The organism is Streptomyces sp. GS7, from assembly GCF_009834125.1.
Lineage (GTDB): Bacteria > Actinomycetota > Actinomycetes > Streptomycetales > Streptomycetaceae > Streptomyces.
In genome coordinates, this window is the sequence record NZ_CP047146.1 from 5054766 (window position 1) to 5068909 (window position 14144).

Below are 14144 nucleotides of genomic sequence, written 5' to 3' on the forward strand. Positions count from 1 at the left end.
GGGATCAGCTCCCGCTCTTCGAGGTCGGCTCGACCGTGGAGGACTTGTCCTTCTGGCTGTTCTTCTGGGTGTACGCGTTGAACTTGTTGGTAAAGAGGTCCGAAGCCTTGACCTGGCCCTTCTCGATGTCACCGCGCTGGGCGAGCCAGTCGATCCACAGTTGGAAGTCCTTGTCGGTGATGCGTCCGGCGGTCTCGGCGATGCCGAAGGACTTCCAGTACTTCAGCGGAGCGGTGTCCTCGTTGCGGCCGCGCTTCCTGACGATCTCGATCTGCCGGTGGACGACCTCTTCGCGCGGTCTGGCACGGGCCCACTCGATGGCGCGCGCGACACCCGTGACGAAGGTGCGCGCGGTGTCGGGGTTCTCCTTCAGGAACCGGTCGTTGACCACGTACGTGCCGGCGGAGAAGTCGCCGAGCAGCTGGTAGTCGGTGAACAGCGGCCTGATGCCACCGGTCTGCAGCGCCTTGTCGCGCAGGATGTCGCCGAGGACGCCCACTTCGATCTGCTTCTGCCGCAGCGACTGCTCGGTGTTGACCGGGGGCACCACCAACGGCTCGACCTTCTTGATGTCCGCCTGTGACAGGCCGTGGCGTTGCAGGTAGATGTCGAGCATCGCCTCGGAGTGCGCGCCGAGGGTGTTCATCCCGACCTTCTTGCCGATCAGGTCACGGGCCGAGCGGATCGGGCTGTCCTGGAGTAGGTAGAAGCCGTTGTAGGCGGCCTTGTCGACGCCGTAGTAGCTGATGACCGACGTGATGGGAGCCTTTCTCGCGGCGAGTTTGACGACGGCGCCGTTGAAGGCGCCGCCGAAGTCGACCTGTCCGGTGGCCGCCGACTGGATGTCCTGCGGCCCACTGATCGTGTTGCCGACCCACTTCAGCTTCACGTCCTCCAGGAAGCCGAGGTCTTCGGCCAGTTCAGGGAGGATGACGGACCCCGCCCAGCCCTGGTATCGCAGGGTCCTGGTCTGGTCCTTGGCCGCGCCGCCACCCCCGGTACCGCAGCTGACCGCGACCGCCGAGAGGCCCAGCAGGGTGAGGAACTGTCGTCGGCTCGATGAGGTGGTCAGCTGGGCTATGGAGCTCATGGCAGGGTCCTGTTCGAGTCGGTGGGTGGAGCGGGGAGGTGCGCGTTCGACGTCTGCTACGGACGCGAGGCGAGGGGGAGGGTGGTAGGGAGTCGCCGTGCGGGCTACGGGGCGGTGGCGATGACCGGTGCGCGGTGGCCGAGCGTCCGCGCGGAGCGCGCCGATACCTGCCTCAGCCGCTGTTCCGCTTCCGGAGGACGTGAAGACCGCCCGAGACGCGAAAGGCGATGGGGGAAGGGAGACGCGAACGGTGAGGGCATAAGCTGGCACGCGCGCCGAACCCGGCGGATTCCAGGTGGATTTGCGTCGGGAATTACCGGGAGACGGGAGGCTTCGGCCGCTCAACGCACCGGAATCAGGGGTCGCTCAGGAGCTGACGCTTGTGGGCAGCTCTAGCAGCCAGCGGCACAGATGGCACTGGCCTGGCGTCGAAGATCGACGTGCAGGCGTGCGGTGAAGTTCTCCGAGAAGCTCACACTCGGGAGGCTGACAGCGAAAATCAGCCACGTCAATGTGGCGACGGCCGTCGTCTCACTTTCTGATTCTCCCGCCATGCGCGCGCAGTATGTCGTTCACAATCGCCTCGGGCATCGCGGGTCGTCCAGCCGCCCCGCCTCCGTCGTGACCCGGCGGCTCGGCCGGGTCACACCTGGACCTTCGCGAAGCCGACGGCTAGCAGGACGACGGCGCACAACGCGCCTGGAACGCCACCTCCCCGCAACGGCGTAGTCGTTCGGATCGTCGTTCGCGTCGTGATCGCGACGTAGGTGCCCTTGCGGGGGTGTCGTGGCGGCAGAGGGACCGCTGCGACTTCAGGTCGGTACCCCGGCACGGGGGCCCGGCAGCCAGGTCGACCACGCCGTGCCCATGGTGGAAAACGGCCGCAGCTCGGGCGGTGTTCGTTGACGGGCGGTGTGGGGCCAGGTTCGCGCCGACCTCGGCCGCGCCGAACTCGTCCTGGTGTGTATGGGGTTGAGGGGCGGCATTTCCGAAGCCTCGGACGCCGATCAGTGCGGTGACCGCAAGCCGCTCGTCGCGCGCTTCTCGGGATTCAGGGGCAGTCAGGTCAGGTTCCGCTCAGCTCGGTCGGTGGTGGAGCAGGGCGGCCCGCAGCTCGTTTTCGGTGATCTGCTCAGCGGGGCGGTAGAGCGTCCAGCGGTGGGCCTCGCCGTCCATGGGCAGCACTTTGACGACGGTTTCCAGCGGTGGGTAGCCGACTTCGCCACAGGTGAGTTGGCGGATTATGACGGCAGTGTCGTCGTCCAGGCCGAGCAGGGCGCGTACGGCATCCCCCAGTTCGCGGAGGTGCGGGCTCGACCAGGCGATTCCTGGGCGCGGTTCCAGGTACATGGGGGTACTCCTTGGTTCCGGTATGAGGGGCGGGCGGCGCAGACAGCGCCGGTGAGGTCGACGGTGGGTTCGGCGGCGAAGCCGATGTCGCAGGCGTTGCGCCTGGGCCGCCTCTCGACGACGTCGGTGTCCGCGAGCGGAGTGTGCTGCGGCCCCGGCACGGCCGGGGGTGGCGGTGCCGGTCGGCGGGTCGCAGCCGATGCGCCCCGCCGGCCTGTCTGTTCGCGTACGGCCCATGCGGCGGTGTGCGGCTCTGCCGGTCCCGCCGCACCCCGAGCCAGGACGCAGGCATCCCGGTCGGCTTCGTGCTGGTGGTTCAGTTGGGTGGTATGCGGGTGGTGGCCCGGTTGGGTGCCCTGACGGGCGGTCGGGCAGCACGGGGTTGTCTGGTCACGGTCACCTGCCAGATGGCGAGGAGCACCAGCGTGCCGGTTTCGGCGAGGAGGCTGAGGACGGCTTGCGGCTCGGGCTGCAGACCATGCTCGGTGAATCCGAACACGCCCACGGTACGCGAAGCGGTGAAGCCGCCGAGGGCGCCGAGCGCGACACCTGCCGCGGCGGTCCGCAGCAGCAGGGGTGGCATCCCGACCAGCAGCAGGACGGCGAGCGAGAAGGAAGTGCCGGCCTGGAGCAGGAACAGGGGGCCGATGGTGGGGATGAAGCGGTACCCGTCGATGTAGAGCTGGGCGTGGATGTATCCGCCGACGGCGAGGGTTGCGGCGGTTGCCGACCGCAGGGTGGGGGCGAGGAGGCTTCGGGTGTTCATGCCAGCCTCTGATCCTTGATGGCCAGTTCGCGGTCGCCCTGGCGGTAGCCGACGCTCCGGATGCCGAGTGCCTCTTTGAGCTGCCGGGCAGGGACGACCTGCGGGGCGGGGGCGGGGGCGCGGCCCGGTTTGGGCAGGGGGTAGGCGGTGGTGGTGGCGGAGTGGAAAGTGATGTTGCCGTCTGTCTTGGTGAACAGCTGGTGGACGTGCCCGTTGAGACAGGTGACGGAGGAGAAGCGGCGCAGGAGGGCGATGACCTTGAGGGCGTCGTCGGTGCTCCAGCCCCACTGCGGGTACATGGCGAACAGCGGGATGTGGCTGAAGACCACGATGGGAGTGTCCGACGACAGTCCGGCGACGTCCTTGCGAACGAAGTCGATCTGTTCGTTGCCGAGGTGGCCGAGCTTCTCCAGACTCAGGGTGTTGACCAGGGCGATGACGTGCACGCCGTGGGTGTCGAAGCTGTACCAGCCATCGCCGAGCGTGCCCCTGCCGAAGGCCCGCCGGTAGGCGCGGCCTGCATCGCCGATGGAGTCGTGCTCGCCCGGCACGGTGAAGATGCGGTCCGTCTTCAATCCGGTCATCAGCTGCTTGACTTGGTCGAACTGCCCGGCCGTGGACAGGTGGGTCAGGTCGCCGCTGTGCATGACGAAGTCCGGTCTGAACCCGAGCGAGTTGACCTGGTTGATCGCCTCGGTGAACGAGCCGACCACGTCCAGGTTCGCCGGGCCCCGGAATCCGATATGGCTGTCGGAGACCTGCACGAACCGCAGCGCACCGCTTCCGGCTGCACCGGCCCCGGCGGCGGCCGCGGCGTTGGTGTCCCGGGAGTCCGCGATGTGGCTGATCACTTCTCCACCGGCCACGGTCAGCACGACCGCGCCCCCGAACCACCCTGCATGCCTGAGGAGTTGACGCCGATTCATGCCGTGTTCGGTATCGGGCCGACCGGCGTCTCCGGCCGATGCCCAGTCGTCACTGTCGTAGTAGTTGGTCATCATGTCACCTCCACGGTGGCGGTCATGAACGGATGGATGGTGCAGAGGTAGGCGTAGGTGCCGGGCTTGGTGAACGTGTAGCTGTAGGTGGCGTTCGTAGCCATGGCGGCCGAACGCAACGGGCCGCCCGATCCGGTGCTGGTGACGGTGTGGGGGTCGGTGTCCTGATTGGTCCAGGTCACCGTCGTGCCTACTTTGACCTTCAGCGTGGCCGGGGAGAATGCGAAGTTCTTGATCGCCACGGCGTTCCCGGTCACCGGTGCGGCCGGCGCGCCCGTGCTCGACGGACTCATGGACGTGCTCATGCTCGGCATCGGCGAAGCGCCGGAAGCGGAGCCCGCCGTGTTCCCCCGCGCCGTGGCTCCGGGCATGCCTGCCGTCCGGTGCTGACCGGGACCGGGTGTGATGGCGCCGGCTCCGGTGGACGAGGAATGCGACGACTGGCCGCACGAACTGAGGAGCCCCAGCGCGCCGGCAGTGGCGATGGTGGCGGCGGCCAGCCCGGCCGCAGTCCGTGATCGACGGCCTGGTGTGCGAAAGTTCAGGTACATGGTGTCCGTTCCTCACTGATCAGGCGGAGATAGGGACTGTGCCGACCGGCGCACGCAACCGCCGGGGCGTGTGCGGACGCCGTGTCCATTGGGCGCGTGCCCCTCACAGACCCGGCGATCGAGACAGACCCGGCGATCGGGCGCCGGCCGGGGTTGCGCGGTGGCGCCGACTTCCATGCGCGGGGGCGGGATGAGCGTGGCCGGCGCCGGGAGCGCGTGCGTCGCGTGGTGTTTTTCGATCACCTCTGGTCCATCCTTTGCCGCATGGGGACTCGATGAGGAATTGCGCCTAAGTCGGCTCTTGTCCGGCTCCACGGACAGCGGGGTTGCCACGGTTCGGTAGATATGCACTTTTTGTGAGACCTCTTGATATCGCCGCGGATCAGCCGGCCTCCCCGGCCGGCCGCACGCGCTCGGCCCTGGCGGTGCCACAGGGCCCGGCGGGGACGTATCACCCGCGGCGCTCACAGAGCGCAACCTGCACCGTGCCGTGCGTTACGGGACAAAGAAGCGTATGTGCGCGATGATCGACTTATGCCCTGGAGTTCCCGAAAACGTGGTCAAAGGACCGATCCGGATCGCTCCGCGCACCGTGTCTCTGGTAAAGGGACCCTTTCGACCGCAGACGAGGAACTGCTGCGCACTCTGTACGCGGAGCACGCAGGAGCCCTGTTCCACTACGTACTGCGACTGACCTCAGGAGATTGGCAATGGGCGGAGGATGTGGTGCAGGAGACGATGCTGCGAGCGTGGCAGCATCCCGCCGCGTTCGACCCCGCACGCGGCCCGGCCCGGGCATGGCTGTGTACGGTCGCCCGGCACCTGGTCATCGACGCCCACCGGGCTCGGCAGGCCAGGCCGGCCGAGGCCGGCGGCGACGTGCTGGAGCGAGCCGCCGAGCAGAAGCCCGGCGAGGACGAGATCGAGCAGGCGCTGCAGAGCTGGGCGGTTGCCGAGGCGGTCCGGTCGCTGTCCCCGGACCACCGCGCCGTCCTGCTGGAGACCTACTACCGTGGCCGGACCATGGTGGAGGCAGCGCAGGTACTGGGCATCCCGCTGGGCACCGTGAAGTCGCGGACGTACTACGCCCTGCACGCCCTGCGGCTGGCGCTGCGGGAACGGGGCATCCAGCCGTGACCGCGGCGGGCAGGAGGTGGCGACCATGAGTGCGGAGCACGACGCCCTCCGGCTGGCGCTGGGAGGGTACGTCCTGAGCACGCTGCCCTCGGCGGAAAGGGAACGGGTGCGCGTCCACCTCGCGGAATGCGCCGAGTGCCAGGCCGAACACGCCCAGCTGGCGGGACTGTCCGCGCTGCTGGCGACGGTGACCGAAGCCGAAGCCTCAGGCCAGACGGTGCCGACGGCCGACGGGGACCTGGCCGACCGGCTGGTGGCACGGGCGGCCGAAAGCGCGCAGGGCTCCCCGCCTGAACGGCCCGCTGCGCCCGCGGTGTCGCAGGCACCGGAGGGGGGTGTGCTGGAGAGGCTGCTCCAGCAGGCCGCGTCCCGGCGCCGCAGGACCTGGCGACTGCAACTGGCCGGCGCTGCCGCCTCGCTGACGTTCATCGCGGCAGCGGCCGGCGGCACATGGCTGGCGACCGTCGGATCCGTGGGCACTCAGGCGACGCCGCCTGGGCCGACCGCGCCGACTACCTGGCGCACCTTCTCCGGAAGCGATCCCACCACCGGCGTCTCCGCCTCGGTGAAGGTCTCGCCCTCTGCCTGGGGCAGTGTCGTGCAGGTCTCGGCCAGGGGGGCACCCGCCGGAATCACCTGCCGGCTGCAGGCGATCGGGCCCGGCGGAGCCAGGACGGACGTCGCTACCTGGCGGGCGGGCAAGTACCCTCCCGGCACCACGATCCCAGGAGCGGTCGCCATGTCCCCGGGAGCCATCGAGCACTTCGAGATCCACGCAGGCAACGGTCAGAAGCTGGTCACCATCCGGGCGTGAGGCGAGGCCGGGACGGTCGCGTCGCCGGGCGGCGAGGCCGCCCGGCGGCGCGACCGCAGCTGTCGGGTGTGAGCGCACGGCAGCACAAGGGGCCAAGAAGACGTCGCCACCGAAGGGTCGTGCCGGGGGGTGAGGGAGCCGGCCGGTCGACAAGGTGGTCGAGGCGGCTGCCACAGGCCGGGAAAGGTCACCTCCGCGGGCGGGCGGATCAAGGTGAAGGCAGTGCGGGTGCACGACCGGCGGGGCGAGGGGCGGGGCAAGCGGTCATCCGGCCGATCCGGCCGCTGTGGTGTCACACGTCCCCGGGGCATGTCAGGTGCCGCGGCTTCGCCCGCACAACCCGTCCTCGGGGGATGTGTCGGCACCGGGGCAGTCCTGCGGCTCGGTCGTGGGGCCCTGACCCGCTCCCGTCACGCGGTTTCCGGCAGTGGCAGGCCGGCCACCCCGCGGCGGGCCCCTCGGGTGCCCGCCGCGGACATGGGTGGGCACCGCTGCGCAGGTGCCGGCGGCACGCACCTCAACCTCCACCAGGAGGAGGCCGAAGCCGGCGCCCTGGCCCTTCGCGCAGCGCGCCGACGGTTTCCGCGCCCTGGTCACCCTCACCCCCGGCTCCGACGAATCGGCCCAGTCATCAGCCGACTTGATGCGTGAGCGCGCCGACCGGGCGTGCACTCCCTGTCCGGGTGGCCGGTGGCGCCACGCTGGTCTTTACGACGGCCCGGCCGAGGTGTTCCCCCTCCCCCGCGTGAGCAGCGCCAGGCGGTTCACCAAACGGCCGGCGACCTCAACTCTCCTTTCCTCCGAGGTCCGTGCAGCCCGGAGAAGAGGATCCAGGATGTCCGCACGCCGAGTGGCGCGACCAAGCCGAGATGCGGGCAGGGACGTTCGTCCGGCTCTACGGCATGAGGTTCCCGCAGGGCCGTCCGGAAGACCACGGGCGAGGAGACCGAACCGCCGGTGCCTGGTCCGGCCGAGTACGGCATCGAGCTCCGAGAGAGGCGAGTGTGTCCAGCCAGGCCGCCGGCATTGACATGACTCACAAGAATTCGGACAAAAGGGGGTGAACAACTCGAACCGTTCGGCATGCGTCGCCCGTGGAACTTAATGAGCGCGGCCATTCAGGACCCGCCTACCGGCCGCCCCCGACGTTGTTGGCGGTGTCCCCCTTTCCGGCCTCCGCACATGCACAGAAGAGCCAGAAGACCATGTTTGTCACCGATTTCCCCAGCCCGAGTTCGCTGCTCGGCAGGCCCTGCCGCCACGAGGCGCTGCTCACCCTGCCCGCGCAGGAGGCGCACGTCTCCGCCGCTCGTCACTTCGCTGCCGATCTGCTGGAGACCTGGAGTGTGCCCGCGAGCGAGCGGGACTCCGCCGTTCTCATCGTCGACGAACTCGCCGCCAACGCGGCGCAGTACGGCCACGAGCGCATGACCCTGCTGCTCGTCCTGGACGACGGCACTCTGCACATTGTGGTCACTGACTCCGGTACGACCGTGGAGCACCATCGCCCCGACATCGCCCCCGACGAACACGGCCGCGGCACCGGCATCGTCCAGTCCCTCGCCCAGTCGACCGAGGTCCACCAGACACGCAGCGGCCGCGAAGTCCGTGCCTGCCTGAGGTGCTCGTCATGACCGGGCCGGACGTTCGACACGAGCTGCGCCCCCCTGCCGGGGCAGGCACCGCCGCACAGCGACGGGTCGCCGGGGGCGGCTGCGGCGCCGGGTCACCCGACGACCCGCCGAGTGGGCCTTCGCGACCCACAAGCCGTGCCCCATCGACGACCGCCCGAGCCCGGCCCCAGGTGCCCGTGCAGTCCGCGGCACACCCGTCGGCCCTTGATCACGGCGACCCCGACCACGACACGGTGCTGCGTCAACGCTGCGGCGCCGGCCCCCTACGTACCGGCGGAGGTGTGAACGTGAACGTCGCCCCGAACAGCGGTGAGCGCATCAGCGCCCCGCCCCCGCACGAGGCGTACGCGAATGCGCCAGACCTGCGCCGCGAGATACACCACGTGCTCGCTCTCGGGGCCGAACGCGACGGCCGCCAGGCCAGGCCCGTCACCGACCTCCCGGTCGATGCGAAGGCCGCCGAACGCACCTGGCGGCTACGCCGGGCCGCCCTCATGGACCGGATGGCCCTGGACGACCCCGGCCCCGGCCCGGTCGCGGCCGCCGCAGAAACCGCCGAACGACTCGTCCTGCTCGACCGCCGCCATCCCGACCTGGTGGCCGGCCCGCACCACCCCGAAGCGATCACGCTCGGCCCCAGTCGCCGCCTCTACGTCCGCCAGGAGTACGCCGCCTGGACGGCCGCCGGGCGCCCCGGGACCTGAATTCGACCCCGACCTGCCAGGAAGAAGGAGACATGACCCGCAACGACATCGACACCCGGCACGCCCCCGCAGCAGCCGGCCGACTCCACTCGCCTCGCCTTCCACGCCCGACAGCCACGCGTGAACATCGCGCCGGTCGGCGACAGGAACGGTCACTCCAGGGAAAGCCGATGCACGCACCGTGGCCGAACGCGAAGACCCATCGAATGTTCCAGGTGCCCGAACGTGGTTGCTCCCAGGGGCGGCGGCCGGGCCTCCATCCGACCCAAACGCCCCCGCACACTCCGCGGGCCGGGCAGCCGGCACAGGCGGCCATGCAGGTCTCAGGCGGCGAACTGTGCCTCGCCGTACGCCCGTTGCCGGTCGAACTCCCCGCCGTTGTGGCGGCGACGGGCGACGAATTCACCTGCGAGGCCCGGCTGAACGACGCCGTGGGTAGCTCCCGATGGCACGGGCGGCGGTGGACACCGGTGAAACCGCCGTGCCAAGTCCACCGGGAGACCTCCTCCCAGGCGCCCGCGCACGAGACCGCGGGCGCTCCCCCGCCCACCGCTGCCGCGCAGGAAAAAGCGGCACGGATCGCCGAGTCCGGTATGAAGGCCGACGCGTTCGAAGGGGTGGTGTGACGATGTTCCGCAATGCGCTGGAACCCTGGCACCTGGTGATCCTGGTCGCGGTGGTGGTTTTGATCTTCGGCTCGAAGAAACTCCCCGACACGGCCCGGGCGCTGGGCAAGTCCATGCGGATCCTCAAGAGCGAGACCAACGCCATGAAGGACGACGGCGCCTCGAACGAGCCACGCCCCGAGCCCGAGTCGGGACCGGGACCGGGACCGGGACCGGGACCGCGGACGGTCTCGGGCGCTCCCGGAGACACCGCCACCGCCCGCACCGCGCCCACGGACAGCACCACCGGCCACTGAGACCGAGCCCTGTCGGGCCGCCCGCGTCGTTGTCTGCGGTATCGGCCGGCGTATGGGCCGGAGCAGCGCGGTTTCCCGGCCCGAGCGCGGCGCGTGGACGGTCTGAGGACCTTCGTAAGCCGCCCGCCCTCGGGCCGGGCAGGGCAGATCAGCTCGCGGTGAGTGGTGCCGGCCTGGACCAACTGCCTCCTGGACGCGCCACCGGCCGCAACCGGCACCGTGGCCGGCTCGCGCCCCACGGAGTGACGGAGACGATCAAGTACTGACGCAGGGCCGGTGGTTTCCGGTCCGCCGCACGAGATGAGGACGTGGCGTGCCCCAGTCAGCCTGCAACAAGGAGAAGGATTCCGAGGGGCGGATGCCGCTCGCGGAGCACCTTCGTGAGCTCCGCAACCGGCTCGCCAAGGCCGTCCTTGCGATCCTGGTCGTCACGGTGGCCGCGGCCTTCTACTACAAGGGCGTCGTGAACTTCTTCACCAGGCCGGTGCTGGACTCGGTCGGCTGCCCGACGTCCTTCGCCGATCTGGCCAAGCAGACCGCGGACACCACCTGCGCGCGGATCACGATCAGCGGTCTGCTCGCGCCCTTCACCCTGGCGCTGAAGGTGTCCCTGATGGCCGGCGTCGTGCTGGCCTCGCCGGTATGGCTGTACCAGCTGTGGGCGTTCGTCGCCCCCGGCCTGCACAAGCACGAGCGGAAATACGCCTACGCGTTCGTCGGCGCGGGCGTCCCGCTGTTCTTCGGCGGCGCCTTCTTCGCCTACAAGGTGCTGCCCAAGACCGCGAAGGTGTTGATCGGCTTCACGCCGCACGGGGTGGACAACCTGCTGCCGCTGGACGATCTGCTCGACCTCGTCACCCGCATGGTGCTCGTCTTCGGTCTCTCCTTCGAGATGCCGCTGCTGCTGGTGATGCTGAACCTCACCGGAGCGCTGTCCGGCCGGCGGATGCTCGGCTGGTGGCGCGGCATGGTCATGGGGATCACGGTCTTTTCGGCCGTGGCGACGCCGAGCACGGACCCGCTGACCATGCTGGCGCTGGCCGCGCCGATCTGGGTGTTCTATTTCGCCGCCGTTGTCCTTTCGCTTCTCAACGACCGGCGCAAGGCCCGAAGAGAGGCTGCGGGACCCGGCGACGACGAGATCTCCGACCTCGACCTCACGCCGCAGGACATCGGCGAAGTGGAATCGGTGTCCGTGAGCCAGGCCCTTCCCGCGCAGCCGGACGCCGACGACGACCGCTTCGACGGCGAGGCGACATGACCTGAGGGGCCTTCAGTAGGGTCGGGACTGGCGCGGTGGCAGACGTCGTCGGTATCGAATCGGAGGTCTCCGCCGTCGCTGATGAAGACGTCGATGAGGTTTCGGGCGAGGACCCGCTGGGGGCAGAAGCGTCCGCCGTCGTGATCATCCGGCGCGAGGTCGGGGGGCCGCGTCTCGCCGTCGATCCGGACGTTCAGCACCGGTTCGACCGGGACCCCTCCGATCACCCGGGCTTCGAGTCCCCGCTCCCACCAACCACCTCACCAGCGTCTGGGAGGACTTCGGAGTCCCCGCCCATACCCGCGGCGGGCAGGGCACCCTCAACCTCCACGACCACCTCGTTTCCTGGGCCATCGCCCAGGCCGCGCAGGCGGTCCAGGCAAGCGGCTTTCCGGACGCCTACGCCCTTAGCCGTTCAGCAGTTGCGTCGCCGCCAGCTCGGCGTAGAGGGCGTCGCCGTGGAGCAGGTGCACATGTGTGCCCACGGCCCGGACGCGCCCGGCCTCCATCACCACGATGCGGTCCGCGCTGGTCACGGTGGACAGGCGGTGCGCCACCACCAGGACGGTCGTGGTGCGGGCCAGATCGGCGATGGTGTCGCGCAGTGCGGCTTCGTTGGTGGCGTCGAGCTGTGAGGTGGCCTCGTCGAGGAGTAGCAGCCGGGGTGTGCGCAGCAAGGCCCGGGCGATCGCGATGCGTTGGCGTTCGCCGCCGGAGAGGTTGCTGCCCCGGTGGCCGACGGGGGTGTCGAGTCCCTGGGGCAGCCGGTCGCTGACGGTGTCGAGCCGGGCGCGGCGCAGCACCGTGCGGAGTTGGTGCTCGGTGGCGTGCGGGCAGCCGAGGAGCAGGTTGTCGCGCAGGGTGCCCGCCAGGACGGGCGCGTCCTGCTCCACGTAGCCTGTGGCGGCGCGCAGTTCGGCGAGGGGCCAGTGGCGTGTGTCCCGGCCGTCGAGCAGGATGCGGCCCGCGTCGGGTTCCCAGAACCGCTCGATGAGCGAGAAGACGGTGGTTTTGCCCGCCCCGGAGGGGCCGACGAAGGCGGTCATGCCGCGGGCGGGGATCGTGAAGGACACGTCGCGGTGGACGTCGGGCGACCCCGGCCGGTAGGCGAAGCTCACCCCGTCGAAGGCGACGGCGGCCGGCCCGGGCGGCTCGGTGTGCGGAGTGACGGGCGCGGTCTCCTCGACGGGCAGGCCCTCGGTCTCGCCGATGCGCAGGGCCGCTGCCGCACCGACCTGCAACTGTCCTGCCACGGAGGCGAGTTGGCTGATCCGTGGCGCGAGGGAGAAGAGGTAGAGCAGGGAAGCGACCAGTGTCGAGACGCTGATCGCGTGCGCAGCGACCCGTGCCCCGCCCACGCCGAGCACGGCGAGGAAGGCGATCTGCGTGGCCGCCCCGGTGACCGTATCCGAAGCGACTTCCCATGAGGCGGCGCGTACGCCTGTGCGCCGGGCGCGCTCGGCCGCCTCGTGGAGCCGGGCGATCTCACGCTGTTCCGCGCCGCATGCCTTGATGGTGCGGAAGGCGCCGAAGGCTCGCTCCAAGGCGGTGGCCATGTCGCCGATGGCTTGCTGGGTCTGCTGGGCGGCGCGTCCGATCCGGGGGACGATGCCGCCGCAGACGACGGCGACCAGCGCGATCACCGCCAGGGTCACGACCAGCAGTACGGGGTCGAGAAGAGCCATCATGCCCACGGTGACCAGGCTGATGACGGTCTGGGTGAGGGCCGATGCCACGGCCTGGGTGGCGACTTGGCGCAGCACGGTGGTGTCGGAGGTGACGCGGGCGATGAGGTCGCCGGGTTCATGGCGTTCGGCCACGGGTACGCGCAGCCGGAGCAGCCGGCCGGCCAGGCGGCGTCGTGCGGCGCAGACCACGGTTTCGGCGGCCCGTTCCAGTACGTAGTACCCGAGGGCGACGAGAACGGCGCCGGTGAGCACGAGGGCGCCGAGGGCGAGCAGGTCGCCGGTCGCCCGGTGACCCGCGCCGAGCTGGTCGACCAGGTGCTTGGCGGCGAGGGGTTGCACGAGACCCGCCGCACCGCCGAGGAGGCCGAGCAGGGTGCCGCCGAGGATGGCGCCGCGCCGCGGCATGAGCTGCCGGGCGAGGGCGCGCCGGGCGGGGTGCGTCGTGGCGGCGCGGCCCGACCCTGCTTGAGCGGTGGTGGGGTGCTCCGCTCGCGTATCCACGCTCACGACGTCACTCCACGGTCAGGAAGCGCTGGTAGTAGTCGGCCGGGCACCCCTCGCCCACCAGCTCGCCCTCGGCCTCGGCCCAGGCATGGGCGGCGAACGGCGGCCGCTTGCGGGCACCCACACACCACGTGGCCCACTGCCCGTGCATCCGGCACAGCAGCACAGTGGCCAGTGACCGGGGCAGGCAGCCCTTCTGGCCGCCGCAGGAGAGGCTGACCGCGAGGACGGTGTCCCTGGCGTCCATCGCCTGTTGCAGGCCGGCGGGGCGCGCGCCGCGTCGTAGCCGGCGAAGGAGCGTGCAGATGCGTCCGGGGGGCTGGGTAGCAAGCAGATGGGCGCATCCGACGGCGAGCCGAGCGGCCCAACGGCGGCCGAACGGGACGGCTTCCGGGCAATACGGCACCGCCTCCGGGATGGTCATGACGGTGTCCCCCCAGTCTTTCCGAGGCGGCGCTGGACGGAGACCAGGTTGGCGGACCGCAGTTCGCCGAAGATGCGATGGACGTCGCGCTCCGCCTCGGTGGGGTCCACGGCGTACTGTTCGGCCAGCGCGGAGGCCGCCCGGTCGGGTGGCTCGCCGTCGAGCAGCACGCGCAGGACGAGGGCCGCAGTGGGGTTGAGGGTCCAGTACTCCCCTGTGGACTGGTCGAGCAGGGCGATGCCGTACTCGGTCTCGGTCATCAGCACGCCGGGGCGAAGTCGCAACGTATCCATCCGTCCCC

Annotated in this window: 16 protein-coding genes; 7 read left to right on the forward strand and 9 right to left on the reverse strand. The window is 70.2% G+C overall.

What is annotated here, in order from left to right:
• Positions 1-4 precede the first annotated feature (4 nt).
• The 6 genes from GR130_RS22395 to GR130_RS22415 all read right to left on the reverse strand — a co-directional run bounded on the left by GR130_RS22395 (position 5) and on the right by GR130_RS22415 (position 4497).
• Positions 5-1090, reverse strand: a complete 1086-nt coding sequence (locus GR130_RS22395; protein ID WP_159506342.1) for an ABC transporter substrate-binding protein — start codon at positions 1088-1090, stop codon at positions 5-7.
• Positions 1091-1482: 392 nt separating this feature from the next.
• Positions 1483-1644, reverse strand: coding sequence for a putative leader peptide (locus GR130_RS42010; RefSeq protein WP_443043645.1), 162 nt, complete (start codon positions 1642-1644; stop codon positions 1483-1485).
• Positions 1645-2167: 523 nt separating this feature from the next.
• Positions 2168-2440, reverse strand: coding sequence for a hypothetical protein (locus tag GR130_RS22400; protein ID WP_159506343.1), 273 nt, complete (start codon positions 2438-2440; stop codon positions 2168-2170).
• Positions 2441-2756: 316 nt separating this feature from the next.
• Entirely contained in the window at positions 2757-3206 is a 450-nt protein-coding gene (locus tag GR130_RS22405) for a hypothetical protein (protein ID WP_159506344.1), read from the reverse strand.
• On the reverse strand, positions 3203-4207 hold the full coding sequence (locus GR130_RS22410; RefSeq protein ID WP_236573377.1) for a metallophosphoesterase family protein: 1005 nt from the start codon (positions 4205-4207) through the stop codon (positions 3203-3205). Before GR130_RS22410 ends, GR130_RS22405 begins: the two co-directional genes overlap by 4 nt.
• Positions 4204-4497 (reverse strand): cupredoxin domain-containing protein, encoded by a 294-nt coding sequence (locus GR130_RS22415; protein ID WP_159506345.1) that lies wholly within the window; start codon positions 4495-4497, stop codon positions 4204-4206. The genes GR130_RS22410 and GR130_RS22415 overlap by 4 nt, the downstream gene beginning before the upstream one ends.
• 792 nt (positions 4498-5289) lie before the next feature.
• Here GR130_RS22415 and GR130_RS22420 point away from each other — a divergent pair.
• The 7 genes from GR130_RS22420 (at position 5290) to tatC (ending at position 11227) form a co-directional block, all read left to right on the forward strand.
• Positions 5290-5892, forward strand: a complete 603-nt coding sequence (locus GR130_RS22420) for a sigma-70 family RNA polymerase sigma factor (protein WP_159506346.1) — start codon at positions 5290-5292, stop codon at positions 5890-5892.
• Positions 5893-5917: 25 nt separating this feature from the next.
• A complete protein-coding gene (locus GR130_RS22425) occupies positions 5918-6706 on the forward strand; it encodes an anti-sigma factor family protein (RefSeq protein ID WP_159506347.1) in 789 nt (262 codons plus the stop codon).
• 1205 nt (positions 6707-7911) lie between these two features.
• Complete coding sequence (locus GR130_RS22430; RefSeq protein ID WP_159506348.1) at positions 7912-8340, forward strand: ATP-binding protein; 429 nt, start codon at positions 7912-7914, stop codon at positions 8338-8340.
• A gap of 287 nt (positions 8341-8627) precedes the next feature.
• Positions 8628-9044, forward strand: a complete 417-nt coding sequence (locus GR130_RS22435) for a hypothetical protein (RefSeq protein WP_159506349.1) — start codon at positions 8628-8630, stop codon at positions 9042-9044.
• 314 nt (positions 9045-9358) lie between these two features.
• Positions 9359-9670 carry a hypothetical protein gene (locus tag GR130_RS22440; RefSeq protein WP_159506350.1) on the forward strand — a complete coding sequence of 104 codons (312 nt, stop codon included), beginning with the start codon at positions 9359-9361 and terminating at the stop codon, positions 9668-9670.
• 2 nt (positions 9671-9672) lie between these two features.
• A complete protein-coding gene (gene tatA / locus GR130_RS22445) occupies positions 9673-9966 on the forward strand; it encodes a Sec-independent protein translocase subunit TatA (protein ID WP_201304969.1) in 294 nt (97 codons plus the stop codon).
• Between the two features lie 313 nt (positions 9967-10279).
• Complete coding sequence (gene tatC / locus GR130_RS22450; RefSeq protein WP_159506352.1) at positions 10280-11227, forward strand: twin-arginine translocase subunit TatC; 948 nt, start codon at positions 10280-10282, stop codon at positions 11225-11227.
• A 407-nt stretch (positions 11228-11634) separates the two neighbouring features.
• On the opposite strand, the gene GR130_RS22455 is transcribed toward tatC, so the two are convergent.
• The 3 genes from GR130_RS22455 to GR130_RS22465 all read right to left on the reverse strand — a co-directional run bounded on the left by GR130_RS22455 (position 11635) and on the right by GR130_RS22465 (position 14136).
• Positions 11635-13320 (reverse strand): ABC transporter ATP-binding protein, encoded by a 1686-nt coding sequence (locus GR130_RS22455; RefSeq protein ID WP_159510147.1) that lies wholly within the window; start codon positions 13318-13320, stop codon positions 11635-11637.
• 106 nt (positions 13321-13426) lie between these two features.
• Positions 13427-13843: a lasso peptide biosynthesis B2 protein gene (locus GR130_RS22460; RefSeq protein WP_159506353.1), complete on the reverse strand. Its 417-nt coding sequence runs from the start codon at positions 13841-13843 to the stop codon at positions 13427-13429.
• Complete coding sequence (locus GR130_RS22465) at positions 13840-14136, reverse strand: lasso peptide biosynthesis PqqD family chaperone (RefSeq protein WP_159506354.1); 297 nt, start codon at positions 14134-14136, stop codon at positions 13840-13842. The genes GR130_RS22460 and GR130_RS22465 overlap by 4 nt, the downstream gene beginning before the upstream one ends.
• Between the last annotated feature and the right edge of the window lie 8 nt (positions 14137-14144).

Excerpts from the sequence above, each read along its gene's own strand:
- GR130_RS22395 (WP_159506342.1), bottom strand. The coding sequence starts at position 1,090 with ATGAGCTCCATAGCCCAGCTGACCACCTCATCGAGCCGACGACAGTTC.
- GR130_RS42010 (WP_443043645.1), bottom strand. The coding sequence starts at position 1,644 with ATGGCGGGAGAATCAGAAAGTGAGACGACGGCCGTCGCCACATTGACG.
- GR130_RS22400 (WP_159506343.1), bottom strand. The coding sequence starts at position 2,440 with ATGTACCTGGAACCGCGCCCAGGAATCGCCTGGTCGAGCCCGCACCTC.
- GR130_RS22405 (WP_159506344.1), bottom strand. The coding sequence starts at position 3,206 with ATGAACACCCGAAGCCTCCTCGCCCCCACCCTGCGGTCGGCAACCGCC.
- GR130_RS22410 (WP_236573377.1), bottom strand. The coding sequence starts at position 4,207 with ATGATGACCAACTACTACGACAGTGACGACTGGGCATCGGCCGGAGAC.
- GR130_RS22415 (WP_159506345.1), bottom strand. The coding sequence starts at position 4,497 with ATGAGTCCGTCGAGCACGGGCGCGCCGGCCGCACCGGTGACCGGGAAC.
- GR130_RS22420 (WP_159506346.1), top strand. The coding sequence starts at position 5,290 with ATGCCCTGGAGTTCCCGAAAACGTGGTCAAAGGACCGATCCGGATCGC.
- GR130_RS22425 (WP_159506347.1), top strand. The coding sequence starts at position 5,918 with ATGAGTGCGGAGCACGACGCCCTCCGGCTGGCGCTGGGAGGGTACGTC.
- GR130_RS22430 (WP_159506348.1), top strand. The coding sequence starts at position 7,912 with ATGTTTGTCACCGATTTCCCCAGCCCGAGTTCGCTGCTCGGCAGGCCC.
- GR130_RS22440 (WP_159506350.1), top strand. The coding sequence starts at position 9,359 with ATGCAGGTCTCAGGCGGCGAACTGTGCCTCGCCGTACGCCCGTTGCCG.
- tatA (WP_201304969.1), top strand. The coding sequence starts at position 9,673 with ATGTTCCGCAATGCGCTGGAACCCTGGCACCTGGTGATCCTGGTCGCG.
- GR130_RS22455 (WP_159510147.1), bottom strand. The coding sequence starts at position 13,320 with ATGCCGCGGCGCGGCGCCATCCTCGGCGGCACCCTGCTCGGCCTCCTC.
- GR130_RS22460 (WP_159506353.1), bottom strand. The coding sequence starts at position 13,843 with ATGACCATCCCGGAGGCGGTGCCGTATTGCCCGGAAGCCGTCCCGTTC.
- GR130_RS22465 (WP_159506354.1), bottom strand. The coding sequence starts at position 14,136 with ATGGATACGTTGCGACTTCGCCCCGGCGTGCTGATGACCGAGACCGAG.